The organism is Acaryochloris marina MBIC11017 (assembly GCF_000018105.1).
In the GTDB taxonomy this organism is placed as follows: Bacteria; Cyanobacteriota; Cyanobacteriia; order Thermosynechococcales; family Thermosynechococcaceae; genus Acaryochloris; species Acaryochloris marina.
The window spans coordinates 1-18,813 of record NC_009925.1; the positions used below are offsets into that span (position 1 = coordinate 1).

General features: G+C 48.2%; 14 protein-coding genes and 2 pseudogenes. 6 read left to right on the forward strand and 10 right to left on the reverse strand.

The genetic code is table 11. From position 1 onward, the window contains the following. Positions 1 to 699 precede the first annotated feature (699 nt). The 3 genes and pseudogenes from AM1_RS44345 to AM1_RS00030 all read right to left on the reverse strand — a co-directional run. Positions 700 to 816: pseudogene (locus tag AM1_RS44345) on the reverse strand (SUMF1/EgtB/PvdO family nonheme iron enzyme); the annotation flags it as partial. A 114-nt stretch (positions 817 to 930) separates the two neighbouring features. Then, positions 931 to 1,596: pseudogene (locus tag AM1_RS39525) on the reverse strand (RNA-directed DNA polymerase); the annotation flags it as partial. A gap of 30 nt (positions 1,597 to 1,626) precedes the next feature. Beyond that, entirely contained in the window at positions 1,627 to 2,319 is a 693-nt protein-coding gene (locus AM1_RS00030; protein WP_012160714.1) for an NUDIX hydrolase, read from the reverse strand. Positions 2,320 to 2,403: 84 nt separating this feature from the next. Between AM1_RS00030 and AM1_RS00035 the strand changes: the two genes are divergently transcribed. The 5 genes from AM1_RS00035 to AM1_RS00055 all read left to right on the forward strand — a co-directional run bounded on the left by AM1_RS00035 (position 2,404) and on the right by AM1_RS00055 (position 8,051). After that, a complete protein-coding gene (locus AM1_RS00035; RefSeq protein ID WP_012160715.1) occupies positions 2,404 to 3,255 on the forward strand; it encodes a protein phosphatase 2C domain-containing protein in 852 nt (283 codons plus the stop codon). After that, positions 3,233 to 4,009, forward strand: a complete 777-nt coding sequence (locus AM1_RS00040; protein ID WP_012160716.1) for an ADP-ribosylglycohydrolase family protein — start codon at positions 3,233 to 3,235, stop codon at positions 4,007 to 4,009. The genes AM1_RS00035 and AM1_RS00040 overlap by 23 nt, the downstream gene beginning before the upstream one ends. A 161-nt stretch (positions 4,010 to 4,170) precedes the next feature. Beyond that, positions 4,171 to 6,042, forward strand: coding sequence for a hypothetical protein (locus AM1_RS00045; protein ID WP_012160717.1), 1,872 nt, complete (start codon positions 4,171 to 4,173; stop codon positions 6,040 to 6,042). Between the two features lie 14 nt (positions 6,043 to 6,056). Next, entirely contained in the window at positions 6,057 to 7,085 is a 1,029-nt protein-coding gene (locus tag AM1_RS00050; protein WP_012160718.1) for an isochorismatase, read from the forward strand. 186 nt (positions 7,086 to 7,271) lie between these two features. After that, positions 7,272 to 8,051: a hypothetical protein gene (locus tag AM1_RS00055; protein ID WP_012160719.1), complete on the forward strand. Its 780-nt coding sequence runs from the start codon at positions 7,272 to 7,274 to the stop codon at positions 8,049 to 8,051. Positions 8,052 to 8,125: 74 nt separating this feature from the next. Here the strand turns inward: AM1_RS00055 and AM1_RS00060 are convergent, their stop codons facing one another. From AM1_RS00060 to sppA, 3 genes are all read right to left on the reverse strand, one after another. Further along, positions 8,126 to 8,617 carry a CBS domain-containing protein gene (locus AM1_RS00060; RefSeq protein WP_012160720.1) on the reverse strand — a complete coding sequence of 164 codons (492 nt, stop codon included), beginning with the start codon at positions 8,615 to 8,617 and terminating at the stop codon, positions 8,126 to 8,128. Between the two features lie 46 nt (positions 8,618 to 8,663). Beyond that, positions 8,664 to 9,083, reverse strand: a complete 420-nt coding sequence (gene aroH / locus AM1_RS00065) for a chorismate mutase (protein WP_012160721.1) — start codon at positions 9,081 to 9,083, stop codon at positions 8,664 to 8,666. Between the two features lie 191 nt (positions 9,084 to 9,274). Then, positions 9,275 to 10,096 carry a signal peptide peptidase SppA gene (sppA, locus tag AM1_RS00070; RefSeq protein ID WP_012160722.1) on the reverse strand — a complete coding sequence of 274 codons (822 nt, stop codon included), beginning with the start codon at positions 10,094 to 10,096 and terminating at the stop codon, positions 9,275 to 9,277. 371 nt (positions 10,097 to 10,467) lie between these two features. Here sppA and AM1_RS00075 point away from each other — a divergent pair, with 371 nt between their 5' ends. Beyond that, a complete protein-coding gene (locus tag AM1_RS00075; protein WP_041660677.1) occupies positions 10,468 to 11,535 on the forward strand; it encodes a DMT family transporter in 1,068 nt (355 codons plus the stop codon). 6 nt (positions 11,536 to 11,541) lie between these two features. Here the strand turns inward: AM1_RS00075 and AM1_RS00080 are convergent, their stop codons facing one another. From AM1_RS00080 to AM1_RS00095, 4 genes are all read right to left on the reverse strand, one after another. Continuing rightward, complete coding sequence (locus AM1_RS00080) at positions 11,542 to 12,792, reverse strand: uracil-xanthine permease family protein (protein ID WP_012160725.1); 1,251 nt, start codon at positions 12,790 to 12,792, stop codon at positions 11,542 to 11,544. A gap of 102 nt (positions 12,793 to 12,894) precedes the next feature. Next, on the reverse strand, positions 12,895 to 14,004 hold the full coding sequence (locus AM1_RS00085; RefSeq protein WP_012160726.1) for a hypothetical protein: 1,110 nt from the start codon (positions 14,002 to 14,004) through the stop codon (positions 12,895 to 12,897). Positions 14,005 to 14,130: 126 nt separating this feature from the next. Next, positions 14,131 to 16,395, reverse strand: a complete 2,265-nt coding sequence (locus AM1_RS00090; RefSeq protein WP_012160727.1) for a GGDEF/EAL domain-containing response regulator — start codon at positions 16,393 to 16,395, stop codon at positions 14,131 to 14,133. Between the two features lie 93 nt (positions 16,396 to 16,488). Next, complete coding sequence (locus AM1_RS00095; RefSeq protein ID WP_012160728.1) at positions 16,489 to 18,813, reverse strand: ATP-binding protein; 2,325 nt, start codon at positions 18,811 to 18,813, stop codon at positions 16,489 to 16,491.

Sequence of the window (18,813 nt, forward strand, 5' to 3'; positions counted from 1 at the left end):
AATAAATACTTACAGGTATTCCACCTGAAACTCTTTCTATGAATGACTTTCAAGTCTATATCCTATATTTATCCTCAATAAAATATGCACAATAGATCTCTACTGAGAAAACTTTATATTTTAGAAGCAATTCATCTCCCTTTTAAAATACAAACTTGCATAGGATTGCCATAAATTAATGCACCTAAAATTAAGTCGTTTCTATGAAATTTATTTTAGGTGTGAAATTATATATTAGGTGTACAATTAGCCATACCATTCCGACAATATCGACATAGGAATATTGAGTAGAACAAGATGTACCATTATTAGCTTCTGGGTTGGCATAAGGGAATACAGGCAAAGACTTAAACCTATTCGGACTCTGTAGAGCTGGCTCAATATTCAAAAGAATAATGTCCCTCGATACAAGCATCAGAATAGAGATCGCGCTCTTTACACCTATTAAATACATCATCTAAAACAACTGCATATTGTTCTATGCTCAAGCTGTAAGCATCAATATCTAGGCAAGCTCATTGACTAAAACAGTCTCTATCGAAATGTTCCAGCTCAATTCAAGGTCGAGATAGTACACCTATTAAATTAATTTCATACCTATAAATTCGAGATTCCCAGTAGTCTATTGGTGACTACATCAATCGGGCAACACCACCATGGCAAATATGCCGAGGGCAAGAAGAACAAAGGGCACGGGAGTCATCGGGACGCGAGCACAATACGAAAACCGATGTTGTTGTTCGTGTTGTCGGGATTGTTGTGGTTGCGCGTGGCAGACCGACAGTTCCTCGGATTGTTGTTCCAAGACCCGCCGTGTTTTGGATGTCTGTCCCGCTTTGACCATAAGGAGTTTTAGGGGTGGTTCGTGAATGTCAATGGCCTAAATTAACGATCGCAAGCTGGATACGCAATCTCTGGATGTCGCTTAAATCAGGTGTCATCAAAGATTCGTCGTCTCAGTTGGTAGGTATCACCATGTTTAAGGTGGGCTGCCCAACTCTGTAAGCACTGAATAAGATCTTGAGGGTCACATTGATAGGTTCCATAGGCTTGTTGCAGGTTTTTGATTCGTTGACGACCTCGGCGGAGGTTGTCGTTTCTGACTCGGATGCGGTCATGCAGCACTCAGAAGCCGACGAAGTTGGCTCCTTGTTGAGTTTCAAATTGCTGACTTTTTACGGGATGGATCTTGAGGCGTAAGGTCGCTAAGTAGTTTTCAATGGAGGTGCGGCAGTGTTGGAGATATTGCCATTCATCTGAGAATAAGGCGAGGTCATCTACGTAGCGTAAATACTTTGAACAACGCAGGTTCTCTTTAACGTAATGATCAAAGCTATTGAGATAGACGTTGGCAAAGAATTGGCTGGTTAGGTTACCGATGAGCAACCCTCGTTTGCGAGTCAGTGGGGTTAGCAGGGTGCCTCCAGGAAAATATTCAATGGAAGGGTCTTGTTCATTGCTGTTGTCGATAATTTTATCGATCAACCAAAGGGTTGAGGGACAACGAATCTTCTTGTGCAGGATATTTTTGAGGATGTCTAGATCGATGGAGGGGAAGTATTTGCGGATATCGCACTGCAAGATATATCGGCTGCTACACAGCCCTACTTTTCAAAAGCTTTAATCTCAAACCTCGAAGTTAAATCCCTGTTGTTTCAATAGCTCGTATTTGCTTTGGTCGAACTGATAGAGTCTGGCAGCACGATGAGCAACTCCAGTTTGTTGCTCATCAAGGGGAATTAAGAGATCCATTTTTAGCAATTTCTTACGAAAGTTCCGTTTATCTAGAGGATGGCCAAGAACTGTTTCGTAAAGCTGCTGAATTTGGGTGAGTGTAAATTTTTGCGGCAGTAGTTCGAAGCCAATCGGTTCGTAGCGAACTTTGCCCTGCAATCGCCGGATGGCCTGTTTCAAGATTTGAGCATGATCAAAAGCTAGAGATGGCAAATTCTCAATGGAGTACCAGGCTGCGTCTTCAGCATCAGTAGAGGCTTGTAAAGGATATTCGATGAGGTTGATTAGAGCGTAGTAGGCAACGGAGATGATGCGATCGCGCGGATCTCGACCCAAATCGCCAAAGGTATAGAGCTGCTCTAGGAAAATACCCTGAACCCCCGTTTCTTCTCGCAGCTCCCGGCGAGCCGCGTCTTCTAAAGATTCATCCATCTGCACAAAGCCTCCGGGTAATGCCCACTGATGCTGGAAAGGGGGAATCTGGCGCTGAATCAGTAGGACTTTGAGATCGATCTGTTCGTCTAGGCCAAACACCACGCAGTCAACGGTAAGACCAGGGCGCGGATAATCATAGGTATAGGGCATAGGATAGGGGCAATCTTGACATCGTGTAAAAACGACACTATGATGGTTTTATTCAAGTTAGTGTCGTTTTTACACTATAGAGCAATGCAACAGCATTTTGAAGTCGCGGCCGGGTCTATTTTGGGCCAGAACCATCGACGAGTGAGTCAGAATAATCAAGATGCTTGGGCAAGTCTGACGCTAGGTCAAGCAACCATTGCGGTGGTATGCGATGGGTGCGGAAGTCGACCTAAAAGTGAAGTTGGCGCGCAGCTTGGGGCTCAGTTAACGGTGCATGCTCTTGCCCAACTCGTAGCAGAGGAGCAACCGGAAGACGAGCTGTTTTGGCAGATGTTGAGGAAGCACCTATTAGGAGGGATGCAGACTTTACAGGAGCGGCTAGGAGCAGATTCGCAGAGGCTGGTGGATTACTGGTTATTCACTCTGATGGGGTGTTTAGTGACCCCAGAAACAACCTGGATTTTTGGCCTAGGGGATGGGGTATTTGCCATCAATGAGGAGTTCCATCAGATTGGCCCATTTACTAACAATGCCCCGCCCTATCTGGCCTACAGCTTGCTATGGAACACCGAGAAGGGCCTCGATCCGTTTCAACTCCAGATTTATGCTCAACACCCCACAGAACAGGTGCAGTCTGTGCTGATTGGGAGCGATGGAGTGGGGGATTTAGTTAATGTAGCAGAAGATTATCTCCCTGGGAAGTCAGAGCTGGTAGGACCACTGAATCAGTTTTGGTGTTGCGATCGCTATTTCCAGAACCCTGATCAGGTGCGACGACGGCTCGCTCAAATTAATCGAGAGGTAATACAGCCAGATTGGCATACCCGGCAGGTGCGGAAGATACCCGGGTTATTACCAGACGACACTACGTTAATCAGTATTAGACGCAAAGGGACAAAAGAAGGAGGTAGCGATGCTAGGTGCAATTGCAGGTGACATCATTGGGTCGGTATTTGAGCCCCATTGGCGACGAATTAAACGGAAAGAGTTTGACCTATTTAGTAAAAAATCAAAATTTACAGATGATACGGTGCTGACCATTGCAGTTGCTGATGCCATTCTCCATCAGAAAGCATATGCCCATACCATCAAGGACTATTATCGGCGTTATCCCAAAGCTGGCTATGGCAAGACTTTTCGGGAGTGGGGAGCATCAGACAGTATGGAGGCGTATCACAGTTGGGGAAATGGTTCGGCCATGCGGGTCAGTGCCGTTGGGTTCGCCTTTGATGATTTAGAAACGGTATTGCAGGAGGCGGAGCAGAGTGCAGCCGTTACTCATAATCGTCCAGAAGGGATTAAAGGGGCCCAGGCAACGGCGGCAGCGATTTACCTAGGGCGGCAGGGACGATCTAAAGCGGAGATAAAAACCTATATCGAAACCACCTTTGGCTATGACTTGCGTTTGAGCCTGGAAGAAATTCGGCCCCAGTATCAATTTGATAGTTCCTGCCAGGGGTCAGTGCCCCAGGCGATTACGGCGTTCCTAGAGTCGACAGATTTTGAGGATGCCATTCGCAATGCCGTATCTCTGGGAGGCGATAGCGATACCCAAGCCTGTATTGCGGGCGGTATTGCCCAAGGATTCTATGGTGGAGTGCCAAAACAGATTGCCCAGGAGACCTGGGCGCGATTAGATGCTGATTTGCAGCAGGTGGTAGAGGCATTTATGGCAACTTACCAGATTTAATAGGTGCATTAAAGACGTATCGCGATACACCTTGCTTTTAGGTGTATTAGCTGAATGTACGCCAACCTCTTTCTCCAATAAGGATTAAAAGCAATACCATAAAACATCAATTCGTATCGTCAACTGGTATTGCGATACGGGAACCTACTTTCTCAATTTTTATGGACGTTTATATCAATCAAAAACGAGTTCGTCTGCGGCCTCAGCAAGCCATTGGTAAGGGGGGAGAAGCGGATGTGTATCGTCTCAATCGAACAACGGCGGTGAAGCTGTTTAAACCGCCCAGTCATCCAGATTTTGAGGGCATGGTTGAGGCTCAGCAGGGTGCACGGGAACGGTTGGCACTGCATCAGCAAAAGCTACGGCAGTTCCCCCAGTCTTTGCCTGAGCGTGTCATTTCCCCCCAAGCGTTGGTGATGAATCAAAATGGACAGCGCATTTTGGGCTATACGATGCCACTGCTCACCCATGCAGAGGTGCTGTTACGGTATTGCGATCGCCGCAGGCGGGTCAAGGACCATTGCAGAAGGCAGGTCGGAGACCATCGCAAATTCCAGCAGGCGGTTGATACTCAGGCGGTAGTTGACCTGTTTTTAGATCTACACGAGACCGTCTCCAAGCTGCATTTTGCAGATGTGGTAATTGGGGATTTTAACGACCTCAATATTTTGGTCCAGGGCACCCAGGCATTTGTGATTGATGCCGATTCATTCCAGTTTGGTTCGTTTCCCTGTTCGGTCTTTACAGCCCGGTTTGTCGATCCACTGCTGTGCGATCCGCAAGGGACACAACCGATATTATGTCGCCCCTATTGCTGGGAATCGGATTGGTACGCCTTTACGGTGATGTTGATGCAGGCACTGCTGTTTGTTGATCCCTATGGAGGGGTTTATAAACCCTCTGATCCGGCTCAGCGATTACCACAGGCGGCGCGACCACTACATCGGGTGACGGTGTTTCATCCGCAGGTGCGCTATCCCAAGCCAGCTTTACCTTGCGATCACTTGCCGAAACCCTTGCTGGATCATTTTCGCCAGGTGTTTGAGCAGGATTGGCGGGGGGAGTTTCCGCGATCTCTATTGGAAAATTTGCGCTGGCATACCTGTCCGTCCTGTGGGGTGGAGCATGCTCGCTCTGCTTGTCCAAGCTGTGTGAAATCTGTGGGGATCCCGATGCCGCCAGGTGCGGTTCAGGTGACAACGGTGCTGCAAACGAATGGAGTGATTTTGGCGGCGACGTTAACGGCGGGGCAGCTACAGTGGCTGGTCTGGGAGGAAGGACAGTTTAAGCGAGAAGACGGAACGGTGGTGCTCACGGGTGATCTCAGTCCTGAGTTTGACTGGCATCTCCAGGGTCAAACCACCTGGATTGTCCAGCAGGGTCAAGTGGTGGAATTGCCAACCACGGAGCGCATTGCGGTGGATAGCTATCAAGGTCGCCCCCAGTTTGCGGTCAACGATCGGCATAGTTATTGGTTCAACCAGGGACAGTTGATGCGAGACCATGCCGTAATGGGGGAAGTATTGATCGGACAAACTCAATTTTGGGTGGGGCCTCGGTTTGGTCTGGGCTTTTATCGAGCTGGACAATTGAACGGAGCCTTTGTCTTCGATGCTGATCGTTCAGGCATCAACGATCGGCTGTCTTTGTCTATGGAAGCGGGGACAGTGGTGGCGGCCCACTGTACGTTTAGTCAGTCCTTCGGGTGGCTCTTTGTCACCCTGCAGGCCCAAGGGGTGCTGCAACAACGCTGTTGGGTGATTGCGCCGACGGGTCAGGTACTAGCGCAGGCGGAGGTAGGGGAATGGGCCGCAACGGCATCCGGCCCTTGTCCCCACTGGGCGGTGGAAGAGGCGCTGTTCGTGGCCACGGATGAGGGCATTATCCGGGCGCAGGTGGAGCAGGGGCAGGTGATCGTACAGCGACGATTCCCGGAAACGGAGCCCTTTGTACAGACGGGCTGTCAGTTGTTGGCGGCCCCCCAGGGACTCTATACGGTCGGGTCCCAAACGATTCAGTTATTGCAGTTATAGGAGTGTTTGAGATGATGTTGACGCAATTACCGATTCCTGATTTTTTTGACCCTCAGCGGGTGGGAGAGGTGTGGCGGGTTCCTTACCAGGAACGAGCCCAACAGGCCCAGGACTGGGCTAACCAACAGGGGATACAGCCAGCAGCGAAGGATAAAACGCGCGTCTGCCTGATGGCCATTGATGTCCAAAATACGTTTTGTATTCCCGAGTTTGAGCTGTTTGTGGGGGGACCATCCGGGATGGGGGCGGTGGAGGATAATCGCCGACTCTGCGAGTTTATCTACCGCAATTTAGGGACGATTACGGAAATTGCACCGACGATGGATACCCATACAGCGATGCAGATCTTCCATGCTGATTTCTGGGTGAATGATCGCGGTGAGTCCCCCGCACCACTCACGATGATTCCTCTGGCGGAGGTGGAGCAGGGGGCCTGGAAGGTAAATCCGGCTATGGCCTATAGTCTGGGCAATTATATGGCGCTGCAGAATTTTGCCCGCCATTATGTTCAAAGTCTTTCCCAAGAGGGCAAATATCCCCTGACAATTTGGCCCTATCACTCCATGTTGGGAGGCATTGGTCACGCCCTAGTGGCGGCGGTGGAGGAGGCCTGTTTTTTCCATAATCTGGCCCGCCATAGTCAGACCCATTTTGAAATTAAGGGGGGTAATCCGCTGACGGAGAATTACTCGGTACTCCGACCGGAGGTTCTCGATGATCCCAAGGGGCGGCCCATTGCCCAAAAGAATACCCGATTTATCCAAAAGCTGCTGGATTTTGATGCGGTGATTATTGCAGGGCAAGCCAAGAGTCACTGTGTGGCCTGGACCATTGACGACTTGCTGACGGAAATTCAAGCCCATGACCCGAGTCTGGCCCAGAAAATCTACTTACTAGAAGATTGTTCTTCGCCGGTGGTGGTGCCAGGGGTGGTCGATTTTACCGAGCAGGCGAATGAAGCGTTCCTCCGGTTCCAGCAAGCGGGGATGCATGTGGTGCAGTCTACGGAGGCGATCTCAACTTGGCCTGGAATCCATCTTTAGGCAGAAGGGTCAGGATCAACTGTGTGCATAAGGTGTAAGGATGGGCTGCTAGCATTTCTCAATAATGCGTAAATAATCTTTTTTTAATCCACTTGGCCTCTTTTGAGGTTTGGGAGCGATTGTGATCGCTTCACAGGATACGTTTGTCTTTTTTTTCAATGTTTTGGTTTATTCAAGGAGGATGGGATGTCTCAAGTTCCCAATTTAAATACGTTATTCCAATCTGCCCAAGCGGATGGGGTACTCTCTAATGCATCGATGCAGGCTCTCAATGTTGTCGATATTGGGGCGCAAATCCAGGCGGGACTGGGAACACCGGTGGATGATGTGATGGCCAGTGAGGTGGTGCTGGTGACGATTATGCCGGATGATTCGGGGTCGATTCGGTTTGCGGGCAATGGGGCGGTGGTCCGAGCGGGGCATAATATGGTGCTGGATACCTTGGCTATGTCCCCGCAACAAGATCAGATTCTGGTTCACAACCGCTATCTCAATGGGGCAGTGCTTTATCCCTACTGTCCTGTTGACCAAGCGCTTCGGATGGATCAACACAATTATGATCCGAATCTAGGTACGCCGCTCTATGACCAAACCCTGGTGTTACTCGCTACGGTGCTGGCGAAGGCCCAAGCTTTTATCGATAATGGAGTGCCGGCACGGACGGTGTCGCTGATTATTACGGATGGGGCGGATGCCCATTCTCGGCGCTCGGTACGCGAAGTCAAGGGGGTGGTCGAGGATATGCTAAGAACGGAAGACCATATTATTGCGGCGATGGGCATCAATGATGGACAGACGGACTTTAAACGAGTGTTTCGAGAGATGGGGGTGCGTGATCAATGGATCTTGACGCCCGGCAATTCTCAAAATGAGATTCGTAAGGCGTTTCAACTGTTCTCTCAGTCGGTATTGAGGGCCAGTCAGTCGGCGCACAACTTTAATTCCTGGGGCGGTTTTGGACCTTAACAGGCGCGTCCCCTAGACAGGCACTATGATTGAAATCACTATTGAAGGCTGCGGTGGTTGATCAAAGGCCCATATCAATCAGGAAGTGATTCATAGGTTACGGCAGGCTTTAATGCGCGCACTAAATCATGCCGTGTAATGATGCCTATCAAATATTGGTCGTTATCAACCACTGGTAAACGGTTGATCTTTTTAGACAACATCAAGTTGGCTGCAGACGTTAAGGGGATATCTGGCTTAGTGGTAATCGGTTGGCTCGTCATAACGTCCTGAACCAACATACCCAACGCCTTTTGCATATGCTGATGGAATTGCTTCGGAGACTCAAAGTATATGACGCTCCCTAGCAATGTCATATACAAAGGAGGTTGCATGGGGGATTCTCTAACGAGCAAATCGCCTTCTGAGATAATGCCAACAACATGATTCGAGGCATCCACCACCGGCATTCCACTGATTCGATGATCCTCTATGAGCTTGATCACTCTCTCTATTGAGTCCGTGGGAGAGATAGTAATAGGATCAGGGGTCATAAAGTCTTTGACTACGGGATGAGATTCTGCCATTAGCCCACCTATTTATATGTGAATTGTCCAAATGGACGCGCTAGGATTACAACGATGAGGAAGTGGAAACTCTTGCTTTGATAAAGCCCCAATCTGGGCGTAAATGCCTGGCCCCTCTTTGATATATATGATGGATCGCCTGGTTCGGATCTGCAGTATTAAAATGGATCAAACAGCGGATACAATATTCCAGATCACTTGATACATGCATCTGCTGCACATCTAGGAGAGGGACTGTATCCCAGTTGGGACGCTGGCGAGCGATTGCTGCAGGAAAAATGGCATCTAAATCCCGAGTCACGGAAAACGTTACGCTAATAATTTCATTCACATCCAGAGAATTCTCTGACTCAATGGCCAACATGAGCTCATTCACGGCTTCCCGTATTGCGGCTACGGAATTCTCAGTTGCTGTCGTTGCCCCGCGGATTGCCCTCACTTTCCATGACACAGAATTATCCTCCATAGCTAAATCATGCCTCAGGATTTGCGAAAACCTGCGCCATGTTAGCAAACTTGACATCTTAAGGGAATTGACCCACATCACAGAAAATCTGCGATTTTCCATACTAACTGTTTATTGAATCATGTAAGGCTCATTAAAGCTAAATTGGATGCAATGTCAATTTAGCTCTAAACCCTTGAGAAGCATGATATTTAAGGTCGATAGAGCCACAAGGGTAAGCCATTCGTTGCTATCTCAAAATTCACCCAATCCGCAACTTGGGGAGGTACAGACCAGGAAGATTGGCGGCTACCGGGTAGCAGCTTACTCCAAAAGGATTTATGTTCTTCTATTGTGTTGCATTTGGCCTTCTCAGGATCTAGGCCTGCTAGTTCAGCCGCCCAGCACCGGGCATCTTCTTCTGTTCCTAATCGATCCACTAGGCCAAGTTCAAGCGCTTGTTGTCCCGTGAAGACACGCCCATCAGCAAATTGCTTAACGGCGTCTACTTCTAGGTTTCGACCTTCTGCCACAATCTCCACAAACTGAGAATAGCTGCTGTCAATCAGATCTTGGAGGATTTGACGCTCCGGTTCAGTTAACTCTCGATCAAAGGCGAGAATGTCTTTGTAGGGACCAGACTTGATGACCTTAAAGGAAACCCCCACCTTATCTAATAGACGTTCCAGATTATTCCCTCGAAGGATCACGCCAATACTGCCGGTGATGGTACCTGGGTTAGCCATGATATGTTCAGCCCCCATGCCAATATAGACCCCACCAGAAGCCGAAATATTGCCAAAGCTGGCAACAATCTTGATTTTTTCTCGCAATTTGATCAGAGCACTGTAAATTTCATGGGAGTCAACGACCGTTCCTCCTGGACTATCGATACGGAGGAGAAGCACTGGATAGCCTTTCTCTTCAATCGTTTTGAGGGCTTCCAAGACATGCTTTCGGGTTGCGCCTGCGATCGCACCTTTGATCTCCAAACGGGCTATTTGTTTGCGGGCACCTTTAAACGGCCAAATCATGGGCAATATTTATTACTGACTGTTTTCAACACTATCAATCTGGGAATGGATTAAAAAATGATCGACCCAAGCGTAACACTCCAGGACCAGCCCATTGTGAAAGCACGCCGCCCATTCAATCACCCTTAAGGTTCCCAAAGCCTGTATTGTAGCTTGGTCATCTCTACAATGCTCACATCGGATAACCGCCCCACTAAATTGTGAACACCGAAGCATCGGTCTTATAATCGAAACAAAGGTTACAGAAAGTTTAAATTTCTCAGACTAGATTTACTAAACCTGGGACGTTTGTGACTTTCTTTCATCCGTTGTGCTTTGAGACCAGCTTAAATAAAGCCAATTTCTCTTTTCAATCCTTGCTACGGGTCATTATGCAATTTAGTCTGCCTCACTCTCAACGCATTCCCAATCGTCTGACCTTGATCGCCCCCTTCTTCCTATGGGGAACCGCGATGGTTGCCATGAAGGGGGTTTTGGCTCACACCACTCCCCTCTTTATGGGGGGCTTGCGCATTGCCCCCGCTGGGCTTCTGGTTATCGGAGTCGCTCTACTCTTGGGTAAGTCTCAGCCCAAGGGATGGCGAGCCTGGCTATGGATATTGCTATTTGCCCTAGTCGATGTCACCCTATTCCAAGGTTTTCTTGCATTAGGGCTCTCCCATACCTCTGCAGGGCTTGGTTCTGTGATGATCGATTCACAGCCCCTCGTGGTGGCCTTACTGGCGCTGGTCCTATATGGGGAGCGAATTGGGCTGTGGGGATGGTTGGGATTAGGCATTGGCGTGAGCGGGATTAGCTGTATTGGGTTGCCTGATGAATGGATTTTACAGTTGGGGTCTGGGGAATGGCTGCAACAAGATTGGCAGCAGGTTTTTAATTGGCAATACCTAAATCAGCTCACTCAAAGTGGGGAGTTTCTGATGCTGCTAGCGGCCCTGTCAATGGCAGTGGGGACCGTGATGATCCGCCAAGTGTGCCGTTACGCCGACCCCATCAGTGCCACCGGTTGGCATATGGTCATTGGGGGACTTCCCCTGTTTATAGGGTCTGGACTTTGGGAATCTGAGCAATGGGTCCATCTAACCCAAATTGATTGGCTCTCTATTGGCTATGCTGCCGTTTTTGGCAGTGCAGTTGCCTATGGCCTCTTTTTCTATTTCGCGTCTAAGGGTAACTTAACCAGCCTCAGTTCCTTAACATTTTTAACGCCAGTCTTTGCCCTGATCTTTGGCAATCTGTTTTTGGCAGAAGTTCTCAGCCCGATCCAAACCCTGGGCGTCTGCCTCACCCTCGTCAGTATTTATTTCGTTAACCAAAGAGAGCAGCTTCCCACCCTGGGACATCTATGGTCGTCTCTAGAGCTTCGGATGTTGGGTACCAAAGATTCTAAAACTGCGGAGATTCCGGTCCGAGTTGATCCCAAAACGACCGTTAAATAATAGCCCCTATTCCCCCGGACTAGGGTTCGGGAGAACGCTATTTAACAACACTCCCATTAGGCTGGACAGCCCAATACCTTCCAAGGAGAACTGGCCTATGGTTAGGCTCATATTCCCCGCTCCTAACACTAGAATCACCCCCACAATAATCATGTTGCGGGACTGCAGCAGGTTACTCCCAGACTGAACCAAACTGTTAATTCCCACTACGACAATGGTGCCGAACAGCACCACCAACACCCCTCCCATAACGGGTGGGGGAATGGTCCTTAATAAAGCTCCTAATTTACCGGAGAAGGACAGCATAATGGCAATGAGGGCAGCCCAGGTCATAATGCCAGGATTAAATGCCCGGGTCAGGGCAACTGCACCCGTAACTTCTGAGTAGGTGGTATTGGGAGGGCCTCCCAACAATGCTGCAATTGAAGTGGCCACACCATCGCCTAAGAGAGTGCGATGCAGTCCTGGATCACGCAATAAAGGGTTGCCAGTGATGGAACTGATCACGAGGATATCGCCGATATGCTCAATGGCCGGGGCAATAGCAACGGGCACAAAGAATGCGATCGCAGGCCAATGCAGGGTCGGTAAAGTAAATTGAGGCCGCATTAGCCAAGGCGCTGCCACAACAGGGGAAAAATCCACAATCCCCAACAGTAAGGCACCGACATATCCCACACTAATCCCCATCAAAATCGGGACTAATTGAAACGTTCCTCGGGCCAACAGGGCCGCCACAATCGTTGTGGTTAAGGCCAAAGCAGCTAGGAACTGTGCCGTCCCCACGCCATAACTAGAGCCTGCCTCAGACGCCATTTGAATCGCGATGGGGGCCAAAGATAGGCCAATCACCATGATCACAGGCCCCGTCACGATCGGTGGTAACACTTTCAAAATTGAGTCTGGCCCCCGCCACAGCACCAACATACTTAAAAGCATGTACAAGAATCCAGCCGCGACCAACCCGGACATCGTTGCAGCCAAACCAAATTGTTGGATACCAGCGGTAATCGGCGCAATAAAGGCAAAGGAAGAAGCCAAAAAAACAGGGACTTTGCCTTTAGTAATCAGTTGAAAGACCAGCGTTCCCACTCCCGCCGTGAATAAAGCCACATTCGGATCTAAGCCTGCCAGGATAGGAACTAAGACCAACGCCCCAAAGGCGATAAACAGCATTTGCGCCCCCAGGATGATGTCCTTGAGGCGGAAGGAGTAGGAACTGGGAGATTCAACCGGATGAGGCGGGCTAAGGTTCATAAACAAACGGTACCGGTTTTGAAATTTCTGTTTTTCCAGTATCAGTCAGCCTTTTTGGGGATCAAGATAGCGCCAGGATTTTCTTCATACTTGGCTCAAACATCAATCTCCATCAATTTGGGTGATCCACTGCATCTGTTGATGAATGGCTAATAATTGCCGCTGGATGTGCCGTAACTGGCGAGCTTGGTACACAAGCCCTTGCATATCTACCTCAAGCAGCTCCAGGTCATTGACAAGGGACACATACTGAACTTGCAAGGGGGTTAGTGCCACCACGATTTGTTCTTCAATCTGAATCGGAGAAAGGGCCGTATCGGATGTTGACGACTTCACGCTATTGAGATCGGGATGCAACCTTGCCATCTCCTCCTGCAGCTGATGGAGAGAACGCTGCAGGTTCTGTTGATCCGTATTGAAGGGGAGCAATTGTTCTGATAACACCTTTTGGATAGATACCAACCGATGATCTAAAGATGAACTTTGTTCATAAAGGCAACTTAAACTCTCTCCCTGCGAGGTTGCGAGATCAGACGAATTTTTCTGGTTCATAGAGGAAGTAAGAGTGTCTAGCTGAGCCTGTAAAGACTGCACCTCCCCACACCAATCTCGAACCAGTTCTGCTACTTTTGGGTTTTGATCTATCGAGCGCGGAGTATTTTGGTAGCGTTGTAGGGTCGTTTTCAGAGCTGACATAGCTGCCAACCTAGCTGTAGGGGTGCTGATTTCCTGTAAGTCTTGCATTAGGGCCATTAGCGTCTGTCCGCAATTTTGGACTTGCTCTTTTAAGCCTTCAATCTGATCCAGGAAGATCGGTAATTTTTTCGCATCTACCCCACCCTTCTGTCGGGCTTCCAGACGCTTAATTTCATCTAACAAAGCATCAATAGACTGATGAAATTGAGCTAACTCAGACTCGGTGTTATTTCGTTGATGTAGGGACACATAAGCCTGAATCACCTGTAGGTCCTGCCGTAAGGCGATTTGAATCGTATTCCGTCTTAATCCTGCATAGTATTCAGTCAGACGATCCATCTGACGCCGATTATGCAAATTGAGGGCAACGGCCACACTTAGAGGGGCTGCAGCCAACACCATGTTTTGGGTCACACAGGTCGTGATCCCTCCAGCCACTACGATCAATGCCGATAAAAACTCTAGACCTTTAAGTCTGGAACCTTGCTCTCTTGTTCGCTGGGATAAGCCCGTCATGGCTGTTCGTCCTACATGCCTTGGCTATCAAAATGCGGGATTACCTCTATTCCTTGCCCATCTCTCGCTCTTAAATTCTTATTCTCTCTTTAGGTCCCCCAGAGTGGAGAAAGTCTTTACAGGAATTTAATTCTGCACATCCACAATGGGCGACGTAGATGGTGCTAGAAAGGAAAAATTAGGGTTCATGGGCTGTTGTTGAACAAACCATTGAGGTCCAGCCTGAAGATGTTCTTCTAACTTCTCCTGACTCATGGGTGGAGAGAACCAATATCCTTGTCCCCGTTCGCAACCCAATTTCTTTAAGTGTAAAACTTCTTCTTCTGTTTCAATTCCTTCGGCAATTACATCCATATTTAAGGTGCGGGCCAGAGAAATAATGGTATTCACAATCTCAGCATCTTTCGGTTCGGAGATCATCCGACTCACAAAAGATTGATCAATCTTGAGGGTATCTAAGGGAAATCGGTAAAGGTAGCTCAAAGACGAATACCCCGTCCCAAAGTCATCCAGGCTGATGGTTATGCTGCGATCGCGCAGTTGCTGCAGCGTCTTTATATGCTTCTCTTCATGGGACATCAGCATACTTTCAGTGAGTTCAAGCTTTAAATATCGTCCGTCTAACCCGGACTGAGATAAAACCCGATCCACAGTTTGGATAAAGTTAGGATCTTGCAGTTGTTCACTGGATAAATTGACGCTAAATTTCAACTCCGTTGCAGAGGCAAACTGTTGTTGATAATCTCGTAGAGTCTGGCAGGCTTCCTGAAGTACCCACTGACCAATTTCTACGATTAGCCCCGTCTCTTCTGCTAAGGGGATAAATTCCGATGGCATCACTAATCCCCGATCCGGATGTTGCCACCTAACCAAGACCTCAACATCCGTAAGGTCTCCTGACTGCAGGTCAATGATCGGCTGGTAATACAGCACAAATTCTTGTCGATCAACCGCAGACCGCAGATCTCGTTCAAGTTTGAGCAGGCTAAGGGTCTGGGCATGCATCTCTGGGCTGAATACTACAAAACAACCTTTCCCTAAGGATTTAGCACGATACATGGCAATATCTGCATCCCGCAATAATAAGGTTGGATCGTCATACTGCACCGAGTTGTAAGCGATTCCGATACTGGATCCCGTAAAGACACTATGTTCTCCCACCTGAAAGGGCGATTTTAAGGTTTCCAGGATGCGTTCTGCCACATGGATCGCATCCTCTATGCCTTGAATACCATCCAGGAGAATGGTAAATTCATCTCCCCCAAGACGGGCCACGGTATCAGAGGTGCGCACACAGTTTTCTAACAGATGTGCGATCGCAACTAGCAATTGGTCACCGACAATATGTCCCAAACTGTCGTTGATAATCTTAAATCGGTCCAGATCAATAAACAGCAGCGCAAATTGATAATCGGACGTGCGATGCTGGCGCTTCAAGGACTGAGAAATGCGCTCCATCATCAAATTACGGTTTGGTAGTCCCGTTAATTCATCATGAAAGGCATCGTGGATTAATTGAGCTTGAGCCCGTTTTTGCTCCGTAATATCGTAAATAATTCCATCTAGGCGGTGGGGACGTCCTTGATCACCCGTGATCACATGGCCTCGATTTTTCAGCCACCTAATTTCTCCATCGGGCCGCAATATTCGATATTCAATATTAAGGGAACCGGCAACGAGCAATTGATCAAAGAAATGGATCATTTGATGACGATCCGCAGGATGAACCACCTCTAGCCATAAATCAGGATTACTGAGGAATGACGACACCGGATAGCCATGAACCGCTTCTGCTGCTGGGTTCAAATACAACAGTTGAAACTCTTCAACGGCTGCTGACCACACCACATCATCCAATGAATTGAGAATGCTTTCTAAACGGGTTTCACTCTCCTGCAGCTTCTGCTGTACGAGCTGACGTTCATCGATTTCCCCCTGTAATTGAGCATTCATCGCTCGCAGGGTTCTATTCTGGCCAATTAGCTGTTCATCTTGTAGGTGACTCCTTAAAGCCGCCTTTACCGTTAAACCTAAATCAGTTTCATCCCAAGGTTTAGCGATGTAACGATATAAATTGGCAGAATTAACCGCGTTAATGACCGCATCTAAATTCGCCTCCCCAGTTAACAGAATTTTTCGGGTTTTGGGGTACTGAATCTGTAAATAACTGAGAAGAGAATCCCCCCCCATATCCGGTAAATTCTGATCACAAATAACCAAGGGGATCGGAATTTGATCCGCCTCTAATTCTGTAAATAGTTCGAGGGCCTCACCACCGCTTTCTGCCACCTCAATTTCATAACTATCGTCGATAATTCGCTGCAATTGATCTCTCAGAGTATTCAAAATCAATCGGTCATCATCAATGCAAATGATCGTGCCTTTGCTCACCGTTGCTCCACCATTGTCGCTGTCGTCACTTTGGGCACATTCCGTTCAAATACAATGAGGATTAACCTGATATTCAAGCACATTTTCAACTGATTAGCTCACCTCAAGGGGTAACCAGACCTCAAACCTAGTATGCCCTGGCTGACTCTGACATTCGACCTTCCCTTGGTGTTTATCGACAATTTTACGGACGATATCTAGTCCCAAACCACTCCCTTCGCCAGCAGGTTTTGTCGTGAAAAAGGGATCAAAGATCTTGGCTTGCACATCCTCAGGAATACCACTGCCTGAATCCGTAAAGCTGACCAGAATCCCCTGCTGCTCCTGGCCAATGGTTAATTGAATGTGGCCTTTGTAATCCATAGCCTGCATGGCATTGTGCAGCAGATTCGTCCACACCTGAGCCAGTTCTTCTGGATAGCACAGAATATCTGGGACATCCTCAAAGTCTTTAGTCAAGTCGATACCGTGTTTAATCTGGTTATGGTACAAGGTCAGAACCGTCTCTACCGTGTCTGTAACTGACGCTTTGACTTTCTCGTTACTCAGATCTTGGCGAGCATAGCTCTTCAGAGCAAACACAATTTTGGCTGCCCGTCCTACAGCCAAGCGGATATTCTGAGTGTTGTTATGTATGACCGTCAAATCATAGGCAACATCCAGAACTTCGGTATTGTTCGGCAACTCCAGAATGGGTAGAAACGACGAAAGATCAGCAGAGACCCCCATCTTACTAAGGGTACTAGCCATATCATTGGCAGGCTCTAAGCTTTTCTCTGCCAGGATTTTCTTCAAACTTCGTTTCAGCTTACGCTCCTCGCGGGAGGTTAACAGCTCCTGTTGCTGAGCCATCGCCAATAACTCAAAAAATGCGTCGGTTTGTTCTGGCTGTAATTGATCCAGGATTTTGGGGAGCTGCTGCATGGACTTCTCTAGAGAAGATGCAATATTTTCTCCGGCAGCTTGAATCGCCCCCAAGGGCGTATTGATTTCATGGGCAACCCCTGCGGTGAGTTGGCCTAACGCCACCATTTTTTCAGATTGAACCAGTTCCTGGGTTCGCTGTTGAACCTCCTGTTCTAGAGACCGGTTATATTCTGCTAACTGTTGTTCACTCTTTTTGAGTGCCTCTACCACCACATTTCGTTCTTCCAAGGAGATGCGCAGATCTTGAACCATTTGATTAAACGATCGTGCTAATTCTCCTAACTCATCCGAGCGGTTGAGAGCAACACTTCGCTGCAAATCTCCTGAAGAGATAGCCGTAGCAGCAGCGTTGATTTTCAAGATGGGATTCGTCACCCACCGGGCGGTAGACACCCCAATGAGGATCGCAAATAGCAGCGCAGCAACCGATAGCCCAATGGTTGAGCGGGTATTGGCATAAATTTGTTCCATAAAGTCTGCTTCTGGAACAACAACCACACTGAGCCAATCTAAACCATGCTGATCTCGAAGGGGATTCACCTGGAGAAAATAACGCTTGCCCTCAATATCGATGGTGAGCTGTTGGCGAACCGAAATCTCCTGCAAAGTCCCAAACCGATCCAATAATGTTTGAGTGGTTGCCCGGACAACGGGATCTTTGCTTTCCAGGGCTGGTAAACGCTGTGGACCTTTCTCGGAAGGCGTAAAGGGCTCCTCGGCCGTAGAAGTAGCAACCATTAATCCTGAGCGCTCCAGGATAAAACTCTTGCCTGTTTTACCAATCTTGAGGGTTTGCAGAAAATCGCTAAACTGAGCAATCGATAGATCCGTTGCTAAGATACCTTGAAAGGTTCCGGACTGATCATAATAAGGTTGCCCTAAGGTAATGGCTAAAGTCGGAGGGTTAACCCAAGCATAAATATCGGTCCAAGTCGGCTTATCTTTTTTTTCGGGAATTAAATACCAAGGACGTTTTTGGGGTTCAAAATTAGGAGATGTTTCTAATTTTTTCCCCCGCTGTCCATTTTGTTTAATGGCATAGGTTTGTAAATCCCCAGAATACTCCGTTACCTGATAAGTAAAACTACCATCATCATTCGCTGCCAGCCCGACAAATTCTCCTTTGGGCGTCCCAAACTGAATATAGCTAATCCGATCAAATACCTGGATCTGTCGCCAAAAATGGCGTTCCATACTGTTGAGGTTATCGGCGCTCAGCTGCCCGAGTTCTAAAGCATTCTGATTAAGCTGGTTAACGGCATGGGGAGCAGCCAAATAGGTTTGGGTCCGCTCAGCAATATGGACTTCCACTTCATCTGTCAGCTGCTGAGCCAGGGATTCAATTGATCGTTGACCATTCTGAAATGATAAATAACCGACCAGACCAACTGCACCGCAAACCTGCAATACAAAAGGTACAACCAGGACCGTTCTGAGCTTGTGGCGACGAGCGAGTTTTCCAGGGAAGGATCGCAGCGTTTGAATAAACAT